Origin of the sequence: Chitinophaga sp. Ak27 (genome assembly GCF_012726295.1) — a bacterium.
In the GTDB taxonomy this organism is placed as follows: domain Bacteria; phylum Bacteroidota; class Bacteroidia; order Chitinophagales; family Chitinophagaceae; genus Chitinophaga.
In genome coordinates, this window is sequence record NZ_JABAOB010000001.1 from 812,105 (window position 1) to 831,439 (window position 19,335).

The following is a 19,335-nucleotide window of genomic DNA, read 5'->3' on the forward strand; positions in this document are numbered from 1 at the left end:
TCTGTTCGTTTAAAGTTGCGGGTATTTTTTCAATATCACACAGGCATTTACATCGCCAAAACCAAAGCTTGCTTTTGCCACTAAATGTAGGTCTTTATACAATAGCTGCCGGGGAATTCTTTCCGGGTCCACCCATTCCAGTATGTCGGGGTGCAGGTCTTCGCAGTTAATATTGGGGAATATAAACCCTTCTTTCAATTGCAAGGCAACTGCCACCAGCTCTATGCTGCCAGATGCACCAAGGCAATGCCCTATTTGTGATTTCAGCGCATTGAGATAAGGGAAATCGGCGCCCGACCGGCCCAGCGCAGCGCTCCAGTTTTTTACTTCTTCCGCATCTTTACCCGTGGCGGTAAGATGTCCATTGATCAGGTCTATGGCTTTAGCCTTCACACCAGCCTGTATCAACGCGTCGGTAATACAACGTTGCACAGCTTCGCTGTTGGGCGCTGTCATGCTGCCTCCATTTCGTTGCCCGCCGGAATTAATATTACCGCCCAACACTTCCGCATAGATGGTAGCTTTCCGTTCCAATGCGCTCTCCAGCGATTCCAGTAACAAGGCGCCGGCGCCGCTGCCGGGTACAATACCGCTGGCGCTGGCACTCATCGGCCTGGAGCCAGCTTCCGGCCGATCGTTATGCCGGAACGTACTCACCTTCATGGCATCAAAGCCGCCCCATATATAAGGACCACTATCGCTGGTACTCCCTGCCAACATACGCTTGGCATGCCCGTACTTTATCCGTTCATAAGCCATCAGCAGGCTTTCCGCTCCCGTCGTACAGGCGGAGGAGTTAGTTGTTACCTGGTTACCCAGCCCCAGCTTGCCTCCTAAAAAGGCGCTGATCCCACTGGCCATCGTTTGGGTAACGGCCGTACTGCCTAAGCGACGCACCTGTAACTCATCCAGTTTATAAACAGCCTCCCGGAATTTATCGACACCTGAGGTGCCGGTACCAAACACCGTACCACTGTCCCAATCCGGCGATACCTCCTGTAACAGCGGCAAACCTGCATCAGCCCAGGCTTGCATACCCGCCATAACACCGTAAATAATGCCCGATGCTTTTAATTGTTTCAACTCCAGCTCATCAAAATAAGGATGCAACCTCGCCTCCTCCAGCGGAGGGCGGCCTGCTATCTGGCAGGAAAACTGCAGCGCAGCCAGCTGCTCCTCATAACGGATACCGGATACACCATTTTTAATGGCTTCCCGGAAAGCCGCTACCCCTATACCATTGGGCGCTACTACACCCAATCCTGTTATAACAACCCTGTTATGCATGTTGCGGATAAATGATCATACCGGCAATAACGCCATCGCAAACCAGTTTCCCGGCTGCGTTATACAGCGACACCCGGCATTTCAGTTTATTAAATCTGAAATATATCTTTTCTGCCTTTACCTCCACGGTTTCACCGGGAAACACCGGCAGGTAAAAATCTACCTGGGTGGAAGTCATGGCCACCGTAGGAAACTGCTGCCCAATACTATCTCTCAATAAATAAATACCCAAACACACAACACCAATTTGTGCCATCACTTCCGTCAGCAAAACACCCGGCGTAACCGGCCGCCCTTTAAAATGCCCCTGGTAGCAGGGCATATCTGGCTGAAAGGTATACCTGCCTGCCACCTTTTCGTCGTCGATGTAGCTCAGCTCATCTACAAACAGGAAAGGCGCGGTGTAGGGCAGGTGTTGTAATATTGCTGCTGTTGTCATTGCCTAATGAATATGTGTGCCGCCATCAACGGGTATGATAGCACCGTTGATCCATGCGGCTTCATCTTTACACAAGAGGTATACCACATTCGCAACATCTTCCGGTGTGGTAACCCGTTGAAAAGGATTACGGGATTTGCTATGCTGCAACAGCTCACTGCCACCGGGAATCCGTTGCAGTGAAGCTGTATCGGTAACGCCTGCACGAATACAATTAGCCCGTACCCCCTGTGGTGCAAACTCCAGCGCTATACTCCTGGTTATAGCTTCCAGCGCAGCTTTAGCGGCAGATACTGCCGCATAATGCGGTATAGCTTTATAACTTCCATCACTAGTAAAAGACAGTACCCGGGCATCCGGGGCAAACAGCTGGTGCTGAAGTACCGCCGCCGTCCACTCATACAGGCTGGTAGCCATATATGCTGTTGTGAGCTGGAAATCATCGCCACTCAACGCCGGCATGGCTTTAAGATTGCCCCTGGCAATGCTGTGCAACAGGCAGCGTACCCGCCCGCTGGCTCCCATTGCCGTCTTTAATTGCAACAGCATCTCATTACGTTTTTCGGGATTTAGGACATCAGCGTTGAAATGCAGCAATTGCGCGCCCGTTGCCTTGATAGCGGCGAAAGACTGCTCAATACCCGGCCATTCCACCCGCGTATTGCGGTGTACAATACAAATATTCATGCCGTGTGTAGCCAGCTTATGCGCAGCCGCGAGGCCCAATCCTGTACTGCCGCCCAGTATCAATGCCCAGTAATCGCTAAACTCTTTTACCATTGTAATAAAATTCGCTGTGCGGAAAATCCCGGTCCAAAGCTCAGCATCAGCCCTTTATCTCCTTTGGGAAGCTGCCGGTCCATAAATCGTTCCAGTACATATAACACAGTGGCGCTCGACATGTTGCCATATAACCGCAAAATTTCTTTGGTATCATCCAGTTTCTTGCCCATGGTGCGGAAAAGCTCTTCCACCAGGCTGATAATCTTCTTTCCCCCCGGGTGGAAAATCAGGTGGTCAATATCTTCAATGGTCAGCTCATGCCTGGCGAGAAAGGGATGGATAATATCCCCGAAGTGTGCTTCGATCTTCTCCGGCACCTCTACATCCAGTACCATCTTTAAACCGGTGTTAGACAGGTGGAAACCCATCAGGTAATCGGCATCGTAAAAATGATACATCTCTTCCCCTATGATCTCCGGCCCGGTATCCTGCTCATGGGAAGATAAGATAGCGCAGGCGGCGCCGTCGCCGAAAATCGCGGCGCTGACAATATTGGCCATGGAAAAATCATCGAGCTGGAAAGTGGCTGTAGGCGATTCAACCGCAATAACGGCCGCTCTTTTTCCCGGGTTAGCCTGCAACATCTTTTTAGCGTATATGATGCCCGATACGCCAGCAGCGCAGCCCATCTCCGTTACAGGCAGCCGCACAATATCCTGCCGTAACTGCAACTCATTGATCAGGTAAGCATCCATAGACGGAATCATGATGCCGGTGCAGCTAACGGTAATAATAAAATCAATATCCGCAGGTTGCAGTTGTGCCTTGTGCAATGCATTTTGCAAACAAGCCTTTCCCAGCACAACGGCCTCGCGCATATAGAGATTGTTTTTTTCTTCGAAAGAAGTTTTTGTAAACACATCTTCCGGTCCCATAATCCCGTAACGGTTATCTACGCCTGCATTCTCAAATATCTTCTTTACTTTCTTCACAAAACGCTCTTCCTGCCCGGATAACCAGATATCTAAAAAAGGAAAAATATCCTGGGTAGATCTGGTATAGGGTGGTAATGCTTTCGCGACAGACTGAATTTTAACGCTCATAAATTATTAATTATCCATTGATACCGGAAAGCCCATTTCCACTGGAGGGAATACCGACCGATATTGAGAACCGCTGATAGCTGATGTAATTCTTTTTTCTTAAAACCACGGAGAATAGATACCTGCCCGTCATATCTGACCATCCTGTTGAGATTAAATACCACACAGACCAGTTGAAACAGCCGGTAGGCTAATGCACTCCGGTGAAGGTCGTTGATGACAATCCCGACTTTTGCCTGCTGCCTGAAAATATTCATCAGGCGGCAAATTTCTTCTTCTTTGAAATGGTGCAATGTGAGCGTGCATAAAATAATGTCGTACTGTTGTTGCTGAAAAGCAGGATCCATCATATCCTGGCAATGATATTGAATATCTGGCCAGGACGCTGATAATTCCCGTGCATACGCGATCGTAGCCGGATTGGCATCTATGCCTGCCAGTTGAAATGACCGGTTGTTCTTCCTGGCATAATCAGCTAATTCCCTTAACATATCTCCATTACCACATCCCACATCCAGGATGGTAATCCGTTGGTGGGCAGGAATACTTTTTATCAGTGCAGATACGCCATTCCTGGTAATCCGGTTGCCTCCCAGGAGACGATTGATTTGTGCAATTTTACGCAGGGTTTCCTTTAGTAACGCTCCTTCCATGTTAAAATCATCCATGATCTCAGGAGCCTGGCTTCGATGCCGGGTGTCTACACGCATACTTCGGCTCCTTTTAACGGTTTACCATGGGTACGCCTGATAATACCGGGCAGGAGTCCGGGAAAGAGTATCAATCCCTTCATCATGGTAGCCGACAATTTTTCGTTGCTGAATAATCGGGATAATAAACGGCCGGTGCGCATACGGCCGCTGAACATTTTATTCCAGGCTTTCGTATAATGTTGTTCCATCGCTGGTCTGTTCCTCGCTGTTGCATTAAAATACGCCAGTACATTTTCCGATGCTATCTGCGCGCTCTGGATGGCCATCGCCATACCGTTGCCACAGAGCGGGTGGATAAGTCCTGCTGTATCTCCTGTCATTAAGATATGATTGACCACTTTTTCTTTTTCCGAGAAAGATACCTGGCTAATCGTTAAAGGTTTATCGAATAACGGGGTGCTTCTTTCAAAAATGTCTTTCAGGTGGGTATTCCGTGCCAATACCTGTTCCTGGTGCGCCTCTATATGCTTATAGCTTTTGAAGCTTTCGTAACTCACCAGGTAACAGATGTTCAGGATATCATCTTCTACCTTTGAAACCCCGCAATAGCCTCCATCAAAATTATACAGGCCTACGGTATCTGCGGGAAATTCTCCCCGGTAATGCCCTTTTACCGCCAGCCAGGGCGATTTCTCATTTATGAAAGGGCGTGACAACTTCAGGTCCAACGCAGCCCTTTTTCCATATGCTCCCAATACTACCGGCGCCGAAAACACTCCCTGTTCATTGGTATCTATAAAAAAACGGTCGTTCTCAAAAAATACGTTGGTCACCGTATCCGTAATCAGTTCTACCCCACTTTGGAGCGTCTGCTGCATCAGGAACTGGTCGAATGCATAACGGCTTATTCCAAAACCGCCCAGCGGCAAAGCCGTTTCCAGGGTTTTGCCATAGTGATCTGAAATAATTAAACGGCTGATCCGGGAAGGACCTAAAACAGCAGGATCGGCTCCAAGCGACGCCAGGTAAGGTAATACCTCGTTGGAAACATACTCTCCACATACTTTATGTAACGGATAGGTGTTTTTCTCAATCACCGTTACATGCAATCCGGCCTTCGATAAATGAATGGCGCTGGTGAGCCCTGATAGCCCTCCCCCAATAATAATAACATCTCTTGCACCCATACCCCTATGGTTAAAACAATAACAAGCTCCAACACAATGTGGTAGCTTAGCTCCAATATAACGAATTTATAATTGATTTCCTTTTAGCTAATTCAAAGTGCCAGGAACACATATATTTATTTTCCACATTACACATAGCTCTTTTGACCAAAGGACTATAAAACTTAACATTGGCAATATTATATAATTGTTAATTTTGAATATCATCATTTTTTGTAAAACTTTAAATCCATGAGCGATTCCAGGAAACCAGGCGGCAAGCATCTGAAAAAAGAAGCTGGTTTAAAAGTTGCCGAAATATTAACAGCCGCATTGGTTGATTTAAAAGAGAAGCTAGGAGAGAAGAAATTCCTCCGCAATATTAAGAAAGCCAGTAAGGCCATGGTAGCAGGATTTTCTGATAAGAAAGCAGTAGCGCCCAAAAAGAAAGCAACAGGCAAGAAAGCAGCTGCCAAAAAAACAACTGTCCCTAAAGCCAGCTCCCCTAAAACTACCACCAAGAAAGCGGCTCCTAAAAAAGCGGCTACCCACAAGAGCTAACTCAGTAACCACGGTATAAAAAGTGTCTTTATTGTTCCGCTGCACCAGAACAACTGCCAATGCTATGCTGTTCAACAGCGGTCAATAAAGATACTTCAAGGCTGTGGATCAGTAGCCAGCCGCGCATACATATTAATATCGTAAGCTGCACCATTCCACATCATTCCCTGCCGCAACAAGCCCTCATGCTGAAAACCTGTTTTCTGCAACACCCGCTCCGATCCGGTATTTCCCCGCAATACTTCCGCCTCGATCCTTTTTAACTGCAACGTATTAAACCCGTATTGTACTACGGCGTTAATCGCTTCTGTCATAATACCCTTGCCCCAATATTCCTGCACCAGCGCATAAATCAATACCGCTTTATGACCCGGCACCCAGCTGTTGAAACCGATGGTACCGATTAACTCCTGCTGGTTATCCAATGCGATCCCCCAGCGGATGGCCTGTTTATCCCGGAAACGTTGTTTCAACATATCCACAATCTTCCTCACATCGGCGACTTCCTGCAAGGGGATCACATGATAATACTGTGTTACCTGCTTGTCGGTAAACAGGTAAAATAAATCCGGCTGATGTACGTACTGTATTTCGATGAGTCGTAACCGTGAGGTTTGCAGCACAGGAAACTGATCGGGGAACAAATGGTTCATATTTATAAAGGTGCCTTGAAAATTAAATATAGCACAGTTTTACCGTCTTCTATTATCGCTTCTCAAAAAAACTATTTCAAGGTGACCTTAAAAGTATTGCCTCTACCGGGTGCATCAGCGAATGGCCCCGTTATCAAGCACCGGAATTTAAGTACTACTACGTAATTATCTTTATCCGTTTTTTCCCCGAAGCAGGCTTCATATGCCTGCGCTAGATTTGCAATCCCAAAGAGTAGCCCCTTTTTATTTATCAAATTGTTATAAACAAGCATCATGTGTTCATTTTTTAAAAACTCAAAAACATTCCTCCTGGTGGGCGGTATGCTGATCGGCCTTTACAGCTGTAAAAAGAATGATAACAATCAGCCTGCAACAGTTCTCCAACATGGTACTGTACACGAAAAAGGCACCCCTGTGGGAGAAGCGGTACATGCCACAATAGGCCCCGCAGGTGGCACACTTACCACCACCGATGGCCGCATGAAACTAGATGTACCTGCAGGTGCGGTAACCAAAGAAACCGATTTTACCATTCAGCCGGTTACCAATACGCTGCCTGGTAGTCCCGGTAATGCTTATCGCCTGTTACCGGAAGGGCAAACCTTTACCAAACCGGTAACCCTCTCCTTCCATTACAACGACAACGACCTGGAAGGCACCGCAGCGCAAGTACTATTCCTTGCCTTCCAGAGCAACGATGGTATCTGGAGATGTATTCCGCAAACAGCCCTGGATGAAGCGGCGCACACGCTTACCGTTAATACTACACACTTTAGCGACTGGGCCCCTTTTGCTGAGTTCTGGCTGAATGTGGAACACCAGGAACTAAAACCCAAAGGCTCCACTACCGTAGATATTTCATCCCCCTTCCTCGTAGCGCCGCTGGGAAAAGGCGATCCGATGGAAATCATGGATACCCACGCCGAAGACAATCCTAAGAATATAAAGAACTGGCAGATATTCCAGGATGGTAAGCTCACCGTTGAATCCAGTAACAAACGCGCACACTATACGGCCCCGGACCAGATACCAGGCCATAACCCGGTACAGGTAAGTGTAGAAATATACAACTTTATCCCTGCCGGTTATGTCCGCCCGGGAGCTACGGGCAAAGCCGTGTTGATGTCTAATATTTATATTGTAGACGAAACCTATTTCACCGCAGAAATAGATGGCATTCCGTATACCCTTAACAGTATCTTCTATACGATGGAAGATGGAAAGTTTATCATCAATGGTAATTTATCTGCCACCACCAGTATTATGCTGGTAACCAATGGCGCCAACGCCGGATTTTATCCATTCACAGTTGATGAAAATGCAGGAACAGGTATCGCCGTATATAACGGCGGAGCAGGCAATGGATACGTTCACAACTATACGCCTTGTGCGTCGGACCCCATAGCCTCACCCGGTGGAATAGCGATAACGAAAACAGAAAAATCGGGAGATGTAGAATACCTGGAAGGTTCCTTTAGTGCTACCGTATATAAAGAGGAAGGTATCTGCCCAAACCTGGTGGTACGCCATAAAAATATGAAGGGCCGGTTTCGCGTCATCAGAAAAATATGATCGCCCCCATTACCAACATCCAATAAATGCTAGTTAATATGAGATTAAAATTACTCCGTTCCATAACAGGAACGGGCTTAGCCACCATTTTGCTAAGCATGAACATCGCCTGCAAAAAAAGTAAAGACAACAACGACACTCCCATTACCCCACGCACGAATATTACTACCGACATAGCAGGTGATTCCTGGTTTGGCCTGGATGAAGTGAATATGGATAATGAATTGCACTACACGCTTACCGTATATAATCCCACTACAGGCATTTGGTTTAACAATGCCCCTGATCCCTGGGATATGGTACCACGGCCAGGGAATGGCATCCGCTTCAGCGCCAATGGCGATTTTGAGATTTGCCGCTTTACCAACTCCGGTATGGGAGGGCTAAAATCATATGCCTTCTTTTATATGAAAGGTACGGCTGAACAAAAGGGCAACGACATTACGCTTCACCCTACTGTATACCGGAACACGTATAAAAGTGTGAGTGACCCCAGCCTGGACTATGATAAAGACCTGCCCAGGAATGCCACGAAGATAAAATACGCTACCAACCGGTATACCAACGGCTGGGATCATGTAGATATCACCTGGGAAGACAATACCGTTTCACGTTATTACCGGCGGTATTAAAACCAGAAAAATTATTGGGGCAAAAAAGAGAGGGGCTATTGGCCCCTCTCTTTTTTGTGATATATGCTACACAAGTTACTTCTTCAGGCACTTGATTACCTGAGAGCCGGAGACCTTTGTACCCGGCGAATTTACCTGCGCCAGATCTACGGTCAGTATCAGCGTATCTCCCCCCCAGGATATTTTAGCAGCTCCGCCGCTTGATTCGGCACCAATCATACCTGAAACATCCTGGATAACTCCTTTCTCCATGTAAAGCGTATTATCATCCAGCTGCTTGTAGGGCGCCGTAGCATTATAAGGAGGCTGGGCCATACCCAGCGGCATAGTCATATCATTGAGTACGGTGCTACCCTCAGATAAAACGGATCTGATACTTCCATCTAAGGTGTAACCCACATTTTTGACAATCATATTCTTACCATCAAAAACAATATCACCCTGGTTATCGACAGTCTTGTACGAACAAGTCATAACAGCTGTCATTCCCTGCTGGGAAGAAGAAGCCACACTATAATTCATGGCGCCCACAAAGCTCCAGGTACCTTCTACTTTACTCTTACTACCACCACCAGAAGGTGTACCAGGGGGATTTACCGGCGTAGGCCCATCGGGATGCGCCATTTCAAGACTGCCACAGGCACTAAGGGTTAGCAGGGAAAACGCCAACAGATACAGGGATGTAAAACGACTCATTTTCATCGGTTTAAAAACACAAAAAAGGGATTAGGTTGCAAAGATAGGGGCTGGAAGTAATTATGAAGGGAATTAGTTACACATAGTTATCTAGTTGGATGGTGCCTCTTCAATACGGAAAGGATTAAAGCCATTCCTATCCCGCCATCCTGATCTCTTCAAAAAAAGGCGTCCGCCTCTCTGCTACACATTTCACTGCATACAGGTATAGTGACGCGCTCCAGGTTTGCCACTCCTGCCCTTTGGCGCTTCCATCCTGCGCTTTAAGCCACTCGTTAAATCCAAATTGCACGGTACCGCTGTTGCTGATCGTCACTATCCGCGTCAGTTCCATCAGCTTCTCCTCGGCCAGCCGGTATTTTTTGGCGGCCACCAGTGCCGCGATATAAAAGCCACAGATAAACGGCCAGATGCCGCCATTATGATATTCTCCCGGCTGGTTGAAGATAGCATATCGCTCATGCCAGTCGTAATCCCCGGGTTTCGTATAGGGGAAGAAGTTAGGCGGAAGTTTTACGGCCAGCTGCCCGCTGTTCATCAGCGCGGTACATTCTTCTTCAATCCAGGCTACCATTTCAGCCGCACGCGTAGGCGGCGCTATGCCGGAAAGAATCGCCAGGCTGTTGCCCAGCAGGTCGAACCGCTCGCTGCTCAATACTTTATACGACCACATAGCATAGTAGGGCTTATACTTCACCATCAGTCCTTCATGTACATGCCGGTGTTGTACGCCGGCGGTGATGGTAAATCTTCCCATGTCTTGCTTTACTTTCGCTGCCCGCTCATGATGACCTAATATCCGGAGGTAACTATACACCAGAGTGTTTACGAATAGTCCATAACCTAATACCCATTGCTCATCCCGCCAGTCGCTGGTAGGCTGCTGTGCCACCAGGTAGCGGTCAGACGGCGTCTGGTATTCCATCCAGGTGAGCGACCTGCTCACCGCTTCTTCCAGGAAAGTGGTATTGCCGGAAAGCTGCCGGTACATGCCTGCCACCAGCAGGAATAAAGGTGTGCTATCGCTGGAACCCAGGTCTTCTTTGTCATGTACCAGCGAGGCAATATGTCCATGCCGTGTCTGGTTTTTTGCCAGCGTTTCCAGTACCCGCTTAATACTTTTGATCAATACTTCATTCCCCGTTACGGCCACACCGAAAAATGACAGCAACAAATCCCTCGTATATGGCTCGGGGTAGCCCCAGCCCGCGGTGCGGGGCAAACCATGAAACGGGCCATTTACATTATGCAGTAATACCTGCAGGGCAGCATCTCTTGCCGCGTCGATCGTTAACCAGTTAGCAGCTTCCATATTCAATGAATATTAAGTTTCTCTTTCAGTATCTGTACAAATTGCCGGGCCACGGTACGGTAATCAAATTTGGAGGTCACCCGCTGCCGCGCTGCCTGTCCTAGTTGACTCCGGTAGGTGGCATCATTCATTAATCGTTGCAAATGTGTACGGATATCGTTGATGTCTGCACGGTAGTCTACCGTGCGTGGTGTGCCAAATACTACTTTATGATTTTCCGGGTAACCAGACTCCAGTCCCAGGATGACTTCAGTCACTACAATTTGCTCGGCTACTTCAGCCATCAGGGCCGTTTCTTCATGTACTAATGTGTCCAACATACCCATGGCGTGAATGCCGATCACCGCCTTGCCACAGGCGCCAGCCTCCACCTGCGGCATGCCGAAGCCCTCTAACCTCGACGGCCCTACGTACAAGTCGCAGGCGTTGAGCAGGTAGGGCATGTAATTCCGGGATACGATGCTGGTCACATATTGTATTTTGTGCTCCAGGCCCAGCTGTCGCGCCAGCTCCATATCCAGCTCATTTTGTAGCCGGGTACGTGGCTGCGGCCATACTTTACAAATATATTTCCAGTTGGAGGGCACGGCGTCGGCTAATCCTGCCAGTGCCTGCATTACCTCCCTGGCCCCTTTGGAACAGGCATCTCCTCCTACGGTCAACAACATTAGCTCGTCCGGCTTTACTCCCAATGAAGCGCGAACAGCGCTCACCCTGGGATGCTCTTTGGGCAAGGGTGTAAACACGTCGGTATTGCATCCTACCGGCAATACTACGATGTGATCACCACGGATGCCATCACGTATATACATTTCCTTTACCCACTGGGAGGTAACCAATATCAGCGGCAACTGGTTTAATACATCCTGGTAGTTTGCGATGTACCCATCTGCTACCAGCCAGGGTACCGGCTGCAAACCAAACTGCTGAGGATGCAGCACCAGCTGTGGGGTATATCCCCAGTAACCAACACCCAATACGATGTCTGGTTTAAACCATTGGTAATACCACTCCTTTTCCAAAGGCGAATCGTAATGCACGGCTTGTGCTTCTACGCCGATGTCCAGTAAACCCTGGTACAATAAATTACCTTGTGTGGCCAGTCCCCCCGGGGCTGGCGGATAATCGTACAACAAAAGTATTCTCATGACGATGCCGATAAGGTATGAAGCCACCGCAGGGCTTCCTGAGGGTGATGAAAACACCAGAATGCTTCTGCCAAAGGCGTGGTGGCTGCTTCCCAGCTGTCTTTCCTAAAACCATATGTGTCAGTCATCAACGCATATTTCCGTTGCCAGATCTCTTTCTCCAGTACATGATAAATGGTAGCTTCCGGCACTGCTTCCGGGTAATACGTACGCTGCCCGTCTTCATAAGCAAATACCCATAGTTCAGTTGTTTCCAATTTTCCTGCCGCCCACAAGGCAATCACTGCCCGGCTCACTTCTTCATGACGCCGGTGCCGGGTATATTCTCCCTGCGGATGATGTGTGATAATAAGATCGTAAGGTTGAACGGGCAACAAAGACAACACCTGGTGTTCTACTTCGGCCTCCGGTAACGGCGTCTGTTCTGGTCCGTCTTCCATATCTCCCAACGCACCCTGAGCGCCTAATGCCTGTAATACTTTGAAAAATTTTGGCGCGCGGTCAGGGTCGCTGGCCCGGCAAAGCCCTGCCACGGTCCAATCCCATTGCGGATGGAAAAGGATCGTTCCACCGGCCCATAACGTTTCGTCATCAGGATGAGCTACCACAATGGCAGCCTTCTTTTTAAGGACTGTAGGGGGTTCCGGATGCATGGCTATTTGAATTTAATGGAGGATAAATAGGGGTATTTAAAGTTACAGAAACTTACGCAGGCTAACAAGACTAGCAAAAAACACATCAGCGGAAATTGCCGCCCGGCACGTAAATCTTTTGACAATTGAGGCAAAAGGGTTATTTTTGGGGCTTGATGGCAGTATTTACTGGTGATCTGCAGGCTTGAATGTGTGTTCGAAAAATAATTCTTTAAGTTATTGATAAATAGGAAATTAAAACTTAAGGAACCGCATCAGCAACGATGCGGTTTTTTTTATGCACCGTTCCAATCATTATTGATTATTATTTAAACATGAAGACATACTTCCGACTTTTATCATTTGCGAAGCCTATTAATAAATTTGCTTTCCCCTATATTATTTGCACGCTGCTGTCTGTTATATTCAGCACCCTCAATCTCGCACTGCTGGCACCTTTGCTCGACACCTTGTTTAGTAAGGTACCGGTAACGGAAGTGGTTCCGATGCCGGATAATTACTTCAAATTATTTGAGATATTCAAACACTACACCTCTCTTATCTCCGTAGAATATGGGCGGCTGACCAGCTTAAAGTTTGTGTGTATTACCATTGCTACCTCGGTGTTGTTGGGCAACCTGTTCCGCTACTTCGCCGACCGTACCATGGAAAACCTTCGCATTCAAACTTTGCTGAACCTCCGCAGAAGAGTGTTTAACAATGTAATGGACCTGCACCTGGGTTATTTCAGCAATGAGCGTAAAGGAGATATTATCTCTAAAATCGCGTCAGACGTACAGGTTGTACAATTTTCTGTTACCGGTACGCTCCAGGTATTATTCAAGGAGCCGGCCCAGCTGATAGCCTTCCTGGTAATGCTGTTCCTGATCTCTTATAAACTCACGCTGATCTCCATGTTGGTGATCCCGGTGGCTGGCCTGGTTATATCCAGGATTGTAAAACGGTTAAAAACACAGGCTACCAATTCCCACGAAACTTATGGCGTCATGATCAGCTACCTCGATGAGGCCCTGAATGGTATCCGCATCGTAAAAGCCTTTAATGCGGTTAAGTTTATTACCGACCGCTTCGAAGGGCAAAACAGGCGCTATTCGAAGATTACGCGCTCGATGGCTAAAAAGCAACAACTGGCTTCTCCCGTTTCTGAAACGCTGGGCGTTTTGATGGTGGCCTTCATCGTATTTTATGGTGGTTCCCTTATTATCAATAACCAGGGGAATATGGACGGTTCTACCTTTATCGTATATATTGCCCTCTTCTCCCAGATCATGCGCCCAGCTAAAGCGATATCCACTGCATTCAGCAATATCCATTCTGGCGTGGCTGCCGGCGAAAGGGTGTTGCAGCTGATCGATGAAAAACCAGCGATCAACAACCTGCCAGGCGCAGAAGTATTAACGGGCTTTAATGATGCTATCCGCTTTGAAAATGTATCATTTTCTTACGGCGATAAAAAAATATTGGACAATATAAATATTACGATTCCCAAAGGCACCTCGGTGGCGTTGGTAGGCCCTTCCGGTGGAGGCAAATCCACATTAATGGATTTAATTCCCCGGTTTATGGACCCGCAATCAGGAAATATAACGATAGATGGGAAAAATCTGAAAGCCGTTACCATGGAGTCTCTCCGATCTCTGTTGGGCGTGGTAAACCAGGAGTCTATCCTCTTCAACGATACAATTTTCAATAACATCGCCTTCGCAAAACCGGATGCTACTGCCGCTGAAGTTGAAGCCGCCGCGAGGATTGCCAATGCGCATGATTTCATTCTTAATACAGAAAATGGTTACCAGACAAATATCGGCGACAAAGGCTCCAAGCTTTCCGGTGGCCAGCGTCAACGTATTTGTATTGCCCGGGCCGTACTCTCTAACCCGCCACTGATGCTGCTCGACGAAGCTACATCTGCACTGGATACAGAATCTGAAAAACTCGTACAGGAAGCGCTGAATAACCTGATGCTCAACCGCACCTCCCTGGTGATTGCCCACCGACTCAGCACTATACAAAATGCCGATCTTATTATTGTACTGGATGATGGTCGCGTAGCAGAACAAGGCACGCATACCCAATTGCTGGAAAATAACGGTATTTACAAACGCCTGATAGATATGCAGACATTTGCCAACTCATAAGCGCAACTATAACGCATAAAAAAACGGATGTAACCTTGTGGCTACATCCGTTTTTTTATCAATATCTTTTTTTAATCGGTCAACTGATGCTGATGATGGTGGTGATGCCGGTGATAACCATTAGCGCAGTAGGCAATTCCACGATGCAAGGTATCCAGGTACACCCGGTAGTTAATCGTTTCCTGCCCCCGGTCATTATAAGGGTGATACAAGTGGTAGCACACCGCCTTTAGTTTTACTCTTTTCTGACGCAGCCCGGAGTTAATGAAACGCGCTGCTAATTCAATATCTTCATGGCCCCAGCCCGACAGTTCATTATTATAGCCATTCACTTTCATAAAGTCCTCTTTCCAGAACGCACAATTGCAACCAATCCAGTTCCTCGACCGGCTGGTCCTCCTGATCAGTAAATAAGAAAGGAATGGAATACGAAGGGAGTTAAATTTATTACGTACATCGCTGCTAAGGGTATACACAGGTTCAAAACTACCATTGCGGATACAACGCCTGGTGATCCTCTCCTGCAACAGTACCCGGCTTCCCCGGATATAATATCCCCGCTCGGCCTCGCTGATATGATCCTGTATAAAAAGCTCATGCAAAACAATATCTCCGTCAATCTGTATAATGTAATTGGAAGAGGTACCGGTGATGGCCTGATTAAGGATGAGCGTTTTGCGGAAACCCTCATCAGGGTGCCAGAAGTGCTTGACCGGAATATTGGTCTTTTTCCTGAACGCATCCACAACAGCCTTGGTAGGAGCCCCTGATCCATCATCTGCAATGATGATTTCATCAGGGAAAACAGTTTGTACCAAAACACTATCAAGTACCAACTTTAACGCTTCAGGCCAGTTATACGTTGTTATCAGTAAGGCCACCGACACTCTTTCACCCATATAGATTAGATATAAAATTAATATTTAAAATACTCACATCGCTATCTCTGTAGCATATAACGCCGTCCTACCTTCATTATTTTATGTCCTGAGCTTTTTCCACTGCATAGTTGTATCCAGTCATGCGTTGCATATAATTAACATTGTAGGTTTAATGCTGTAATAAATCGGCTAGTTATATTTTCAAGTTAGCTTGTAATTACTAATAACGTTCCAAGGATTCAATAAGTTACATTCCGACGGTACTTTCAATAAAATTATGCCAGTTTGGCCTTTTCTGAAATTTATCATGAGTTTTCTAAGGCTAAAAATGTTGGAATGGAAAAACATAATAATTTTATGCAATTTATAACATAATTACCATAACAACATAATATTTTTTAGGTCATGAAAACCCGCTATTCCCCTGTATCAATTTTTTTTATCAGTTCCTGCCTTGCCGCTACTGGTATTTTGTCTAACAATTTGTAATGAGTAACCCGTTCAATATCATCCACTGTAGTCAGGTAAGCTGACCATCTCGTATTTACCTCATTTTTATTGGGCGTATTTACGGCAATGATCCGGGTATGCTTATTAATACGTTGCAGGTCGTTGTTTCCTTCCGGTAATATCACCAATATTTTCCATATATGATCGGGCACTACGATATTGCTATGGTCTATTGATTTGGTCAATCCCTTACTGCCAACTCCCCCACTGCCATAGCTACCCATGATTACATACACCTCATTACCATCCATTACCAGCTCCCGCGTATAGTCTTCCAGGTTCTTCCACAAATGCTGATTGTGATTAGGCGCCTGGGGGATCATATTTGTCATCAGGAACGTTGCCTCGTTGGCCTCACGTGATGCAGTGCGGTCGCCGGAAGGGCAATTATGTCCCCTATCAAAGCCGCTCCCCATATAGCTCGATTGCGTTACCTGGTACCAATCAACCGGCAAATCAGCATCCGGCCTGAAATCATTTGCGCGCGACATAGGCCCCAGGTCCTTACGCGACACATGCCAGCACACCCAATTCGGCGTACCCCGGTCGCGATTATAAGAAAGCTTGTAATAACCCTTATCCATCAGGTAATTGTTGGCCATTACCAGTGAACTTGTAGCGCCACTGGGATTCCCCAGCAACATATTATCATCGTCGCCACTAACCGTGCTGACAGGCTTCGCGTCCGGTGTCAACTGGCCACCGGCAGTTACCCGGAACACGTCAAAGTTGATCCTGCTACTCCCTTTATCCGTTTTCCGGATATCAAAACGAATGGTCCCTGTGCTGGTAGCAGCAGTGAAGACAGCACTGCGCAATGTAGTAGCAGTAACGGTTACAGGCACACCTATACGAACATAACTTTGTCCCCGGTTCACAGACGCCCATAACTCCCAACTTCCGCTTTCATCGGCTCCATAGAGCGCATACTTCAACGATACAGTAACAGTACCATTCACTGCGATATCAAAGTTCATCCCTGCCATCCCGTTGTCCCTGATACGCAATGCCTGGCTGCCAGTTTTATGATCTTCGTCCAGGGCGCCTGTAACAGCATCCTTGAATTTCCAGGGGCCACTCGACAAAGTCACTACACCATTGTTGTAATTGGTTTTATTGCCCGCTTCAAAATCCTCCGCTAATAATGGTACTGTGTGGGTAGCTGATTTATTATTTTTTTTCCGGTGAGATTTTTTCTTCGCAGTATGCACAGGTTTGCCCGGATCTCCGGGAATTCTGCGGGAACAGGTAGTAACGGCGAATGCGGCCAGTATCAATATAACAATAATGAGTATACTACTGAGGCCCTGGTTCTTCCTTTGTGTCTTTTGCTTTTTCTGCTTCTTTCTCTTCTTTGGCATAGAATGGTAACGAACGCCTGCGAAGATAGAAAAAAGCAGCAAGCGAAACGCTCTTAGCGTTTCGCTTGCTGCCATAAACTTTTACTTTAAAATTTCTACTAGAAAAAAAGTTGCGACAACACGTTCGTTACATCATTGGTCTTCGGCTTCAATCCCAGTAACTTTGTGTATTGACTGATCGTAAGCAGTGTTTTCAACTTGGAAAAAAGTCCACTCTTCAAACCACCAAACTTCGACGTATAGGCGCTGGGGTTAGTTTGCTGCAAAGGCAGTATAGCCGCTTTCTTCTTCAAAAAAGTAGTCAGCAAACTTTGTACTTTGGGTTGCTGCGTATTGGTTAACCCCAGTGCAGGCGTAAGTTGACTTAATATACTGCCTGCATCCGGCAACGCAGGGCTTTGTACGGCACCAGTAGCCTGCTTGGCCTTATCCAGGATACTCTGTGCCTTTACGCCGGAAACACCCAAAAAACAAACACATGATAATGCGAGAACAATACGCTTCATAAAAAAAAGGGAATTTAATAATGGTGAAATCAATAGACTCTCCCTCTAATATAACGAAATACCCGCAATAACGAGCTGGCCGGTTCAAACAAAGAATTGACCCAAAAACGCATATCCGCCACCAGCAGGCAGCGTAATTTTGTTTCCGCAAAATAACGGCGTCCACGCCAGCTATCGCGACGCACCGAACAAATACTTTTCCAATGCCTGCAAGAGCGACGGCCAAATGCCCCACGGCTTGCAGGAGGCCCTTAGCTGGCATAGCCGCTTTCAGGAAAACGGAACCATGCTTAAAACCATTCCTGTGTAGTTTGATAGTGATGTGTGTGATGACAAAGAAGCCGGTTCTACACTGAGAACCGGCTTTCTTTTTTATACATTGCCGCTTTTAGGGCAAATGATTCATTTCTTCGCCAGGCGCTGTTACTACATCCGGCTGTACGCCTTTTAACTCCCAGTTATCCCGGGTACCCGGCAATACCGCCGCCATCACCGATACAGAAATAAATACCTGGTCATTTACCACGTAAAACTCATTATGGTTGGCTGCCCCCGCAGATGCCTGGCCAATGATCTTCGCCCGGTGATGCGCCTGCATCACATAAGCAAACGCCTCGGCCGCAGAAGCGGTCCTTTTATTAATCAACACATACAACGGACCATTATACCTATAGGCTGAATCTACCGCCACCGTACGATCTACTTCTCCAGGCCCATTACCACCATAAGACTCCAGCAACGTTAAGCCCGGCGGCAAAAAACAACCCTCGAACACCAGGTCTATTTCACTACCTCCACCACCATTGTCCCGCAAATCGATGATCAACGCCTTGGTACGGTGCACAAAAGCCATGGCAGCCTGTAATACAGGTAAACTCTCGGCAGAAATATTAATCTGGTCCAGCTTAATATACCCGGTATCACCTTTTAATACCTTCACCTCGCGGAAACCATAATTGCGCTCCCGCGCTTCCTGGCTGTGAAAGAAATCGTCCGTACCACCGCTCTCCTCACGCTGCGCACGGATACCCTTCACCCTTTCTGGGCTGTAGCGCATATACAGGTGGCCATCCTGGCTAAACTGATGCAGTATGGCAGTACCGATAGAGTCAAAGGCTTTCCAGCTGGGTAAATGATTAAAAGCACCCGCCTTATATTGCGCTTTAAGATGATTGGCAATAGCGGCGCCTTTATCTGGAAAAACATAATGACGTTTTATAAGGGCCGCAGCACTGTCCACCGCCCGGGCTACCTCTTTGGGGGCCAACTCCTGTTGTGCCTTTACCAGCAGGGGCATACAGAACAATCCCAGCCAGATAAATCTTTTCATACCTATAAAAT

The 19,335-nt window shown here is 47.1% G+C and carries 19 protein-coding genes; 4 read left to right on the forward strand and 15 right to left on the reverse strand.

Annotation, left to right across the window (positions count from 1 at the left end; all coding sequences use genetic code 11):
• Positions 1-9 precede the first annotated feature (9 nt).
• Genes HGH90_RS03185 through HGH90_RS03210 form a run of 6 tightly spaced genes read right to left on the reverse strand, consistent with a single transcriptional unit; the run spans position 10 to position 5,392 of the window.
• The gene (locus HGH90_RS03185) at positions 10-1,287 is read right to left on the reverse strand and encodes a beta-ketoacyl-[acyl-carrier-protein] synthase family protein (RefSeq protein ID WP_169190380.1); all 1,278 of its coding nucleotides are present in this window, start codon (positions 1,285-1,287) and stop codon (positions 10-12) included.
• A complete protein-coding gene (locus tag HGH90_RS03190) occupies positions 1,280-1,726 on the reverse strand; it encodes a 3-hydroxyacyl-ACP dehydratase FabZ family protein (RefSeq protein ID WP_168763559.1) in 447 nt (148 codons plus the stop codon). Before HGH90_RS03190 ends, HGH90_RS03185 begins: the two co-directional genes overlap by 8 nt.
• A gap of 3 nt (positions 1,727-1,729) precedes the next feature.
• Positions 1,730-2,506 (reverse strand): SDR family NAD(P)-dependent oxidoreductase, encoded by a 777-nt coding sequence (locus tag HGH90_RS03195; protein ID WP_168763560.1) that lies wholly within the window; start codon positions 2,504-2,506, stop codon positions 1,730-1,732.
• Positions 2,500-3,552 (reverse strand): type III polyketide synthase, encoded by a 1,053-nt coding sequence (locus tag HGH90_RS03200; protein WP_168763561.1) that lies wholly within the window; start codon positions 3,550-3,552, stop codon positions 2,500-2,502. Before HGH90_RS03200 ends, HGH90_RS03195 begins: the two co-directional genes overlap by 7 nt.
• Positions 3,549-4,262: a methyltransferase domain-containing protein gene (locus HGH90_RS03205; RefSeq protein WP_169190381.1), complete on the reverse strand. Its 714-nt coding sequence runs from the start codon at positions 4,260-4,262 to the stop codon at positions 3,549-3,551. The genes HGH90_RS03200 and HGH90_RS03205 overlap by 4 nt, the downstream gene beginning before the upstream one ends.
• A complete protein-coding gene (locus HGH90_RS03210; RefSeq protein ID WP_169190382.1) occupies positions 4,253-5,392 on the reverse strand; it encodes an NAD(P)/FAD-dependent oxidoreductase in 1,140 nt (379 codons plus the stop codon). The genes HGH90_RS03205 and HGH90_RS03210 overlap by 10 nt, the downstream gene beginning before the upstream one ends.
• Positions 5,393-5,623: 231 nt before the next feature.
• On the opposite strand from HGH90_RS03210, the gene HGH90_RS03215 reads away from it, so the two are divergent.
• Positions 5,624-5,932: a histone-like protein 2 gene (locus HGH90_RS03215; protein ID WP_169190383.1), complete on the forward strand. Its 309-nt coding sequence runs from the start codon at positions 5,624-5,626 to the stop codon at positions 5,930-5,932.
• Between the two features lie 95 nt (positions 5,933-6,027).
• Here HGH90_RS03215 and HGH90_RS03220 read toward each other — a convergent pair whose 3' ends face one another.
• Positions 6,028-6,585: a GNAT family N-acetyltransferase gene (locus HGH90_RS03220; RefSeq protein WP_169190384.1), complete on the reverse strand. Its 558-nt coding sequence runs from the start codon at positions 6,583-6,585 to the stop codon at positions 6,028-6,030.
• Positions 6,586-6,858: 273 nt separating this feature from the next.
• On the opposite strand from HGH90_RS03220, the gene HGH90_RS03225 reads away from it, so the two are divergent.
• Together HGH90_RS03225 and HGH90_RS03230 are read left to right on the forward strand one after the other, a co-directional pair.
• The gene (locus HGH90_RS03225) at positions 6,859-8,157 is read left to right on the forward strand and encodes a hypothetical protein (RefSeq protein ID WP_169190385.1); all 1,299 of its coding nucleotides are present in this window, start codon (positions 6,859-6,861) and stop codon (positions 8,155-8,157) included.
• 38 nt (positions 8,158-8,195) lie between these two features.
• Positions 8,196-8,789, forward strand: coding sequence for a hypothetical protein (locus HGH90_RS03230; RefSeq protein ID WP_169190386.1), 594 nt, complete (start codon positions 8,196-8,198; stop codon positions 8,787-8,789).
• A 75-nt stretch (positions 8,790-8,864) separates the two neighbouring features.
• On the opposite strand, the gene HGH90_RS03235 is transcribed toward HGH90_RS03230, so the two are convergent.
• The 4 genes from HGH90_RS03235 to HGH90_RS03250 form a co-directional block, all read right to left on the reverse strand.
• Positions 8,865-9,485, reverse strand: coding sequence for a hypothetical protein (locus tag HGH90_RS03235; protein WP_169190387.1), 621 nt, complete (start codon positions 9,483-9,485; stop codon positions 8,865-8,867).
• A 136-nt stretch (positions 9,486-9,621) separates the two neighbouring features.
• Positions 9,622-10,797: a glycoside hydrolase 100 family protein gene (locus HGH90_RS03240; protein ID WP_169190388.1), complete on the reverse strand. Its 1,176-nt coding sequence runs from the start codon at positions 10,795-10,797 to the stop codon at positions 9,622-9,624.
• Between the two features lie 2 nt (positions 10,798-10,799).
• The gene (locus HGH90_RS03245; RefSeq protein ID WP_169190389.1) at positions 10,800-11,945 is read right to left on the reverse strand and encodes a glycosyltransferase family 4 protein; all 1,146 of its coding nucleotides are present in this window, start codon (positions 11,943-11,945) and stop codon (positions 10,800-10,802) included.
• Positions 11,942-12,598 carry a PIG-L deacetylase family protein gene (locus HGH90_RS03250; RefSeq protein ID WP_168763571.1) on the reverse strand — a complete coding sequence of 219 codons (657 nt, stop codon included), beginning with the start codon at positions 12,596-12,598 and terminating at the stop codon, positions 11,942-11,944. The genes HGH90_RS03245 and HGH90_RS03250 overlap by 4 nt, the downstream gene beginning before the upstream one ends.
• Positions 12,599-12,912: 314 nt before the next feature.
• Between HGH90_RS03250 and HGH90_RS03255 the strand changes: the two genes are divergently transcribed.
• On the forward strand, positions 12,913-14,736 hold the full coding sequence (locus tag HGH90_RS03255; protein WP_169190390.1) for an ABC transporter ATP-binding protein: 1,824 nt from the start codon (positions 12,913-12,915) through the stop codon (positions 14,734-14,736).
• A gap of 71 nt (positions 14,737-14,807) precedes the next feature.
• Here HGH90_RS03255 and HGH90_RS03260 read toward each other — a convergent pair whose 3' ends face one another.
• The 4 genes from HGH90_RS03260 to HGH90_RS03275 all read right to left on the reverse strand — a co-directional run bounded on the left by HGH90_RS03260 (position 14,808) and on the right by HGH90_RS03275 (position 19,324).
• A complete protein-coding gene (locus HGH90_RS03260) occupies positions 14,808-15,635 on the reverse strand; it encodes a glycosyltransferase family 2 protein (RefSeq protein WP_168763573.1) in 828 nt (275 codons plus the stop codon).
• Positions 15,636-16,033: 398 nt separating this feature from the next.
• Positions 16,034-17,563, reverse strand: coding sequence for a DNA/RNA non-specific endonuclease (locus HGH90_RS03265; protein ID WP_169190391.1), 1,530 nt, complete (start codon positions 17,561-17,563; stop codon positions 16,034-16,036).
• A 23-nt stretch (positions 17,564-17,586) separates the two neighbouring features.
• Complete coding sequence (locus tag HGH90_RS03270) at positions 17,587-17,994, reverse strand: hypothetical protein (protein ID WP_169190392.1); 408 nt, start codon at positions 17,992-17,994, stop codon at positions 17,587-17,589.
• A gap of 388 nt (positions 17,995-18,382) precedes the next feature.
• Positions 18,383-19,324: a S41 family peptidase gene (locus HGH90_RS03275; RefSeq protein ID WP_168763576.1), complete on the reverse strand. Its 942-nt coding sequence runs from the start codon at positions 19,322-19,324 to the stop codon at positions 18,383-18,385.
• Between the last annotated feature and the right edge of the window lie 11 nt (positions 19,325-19,335).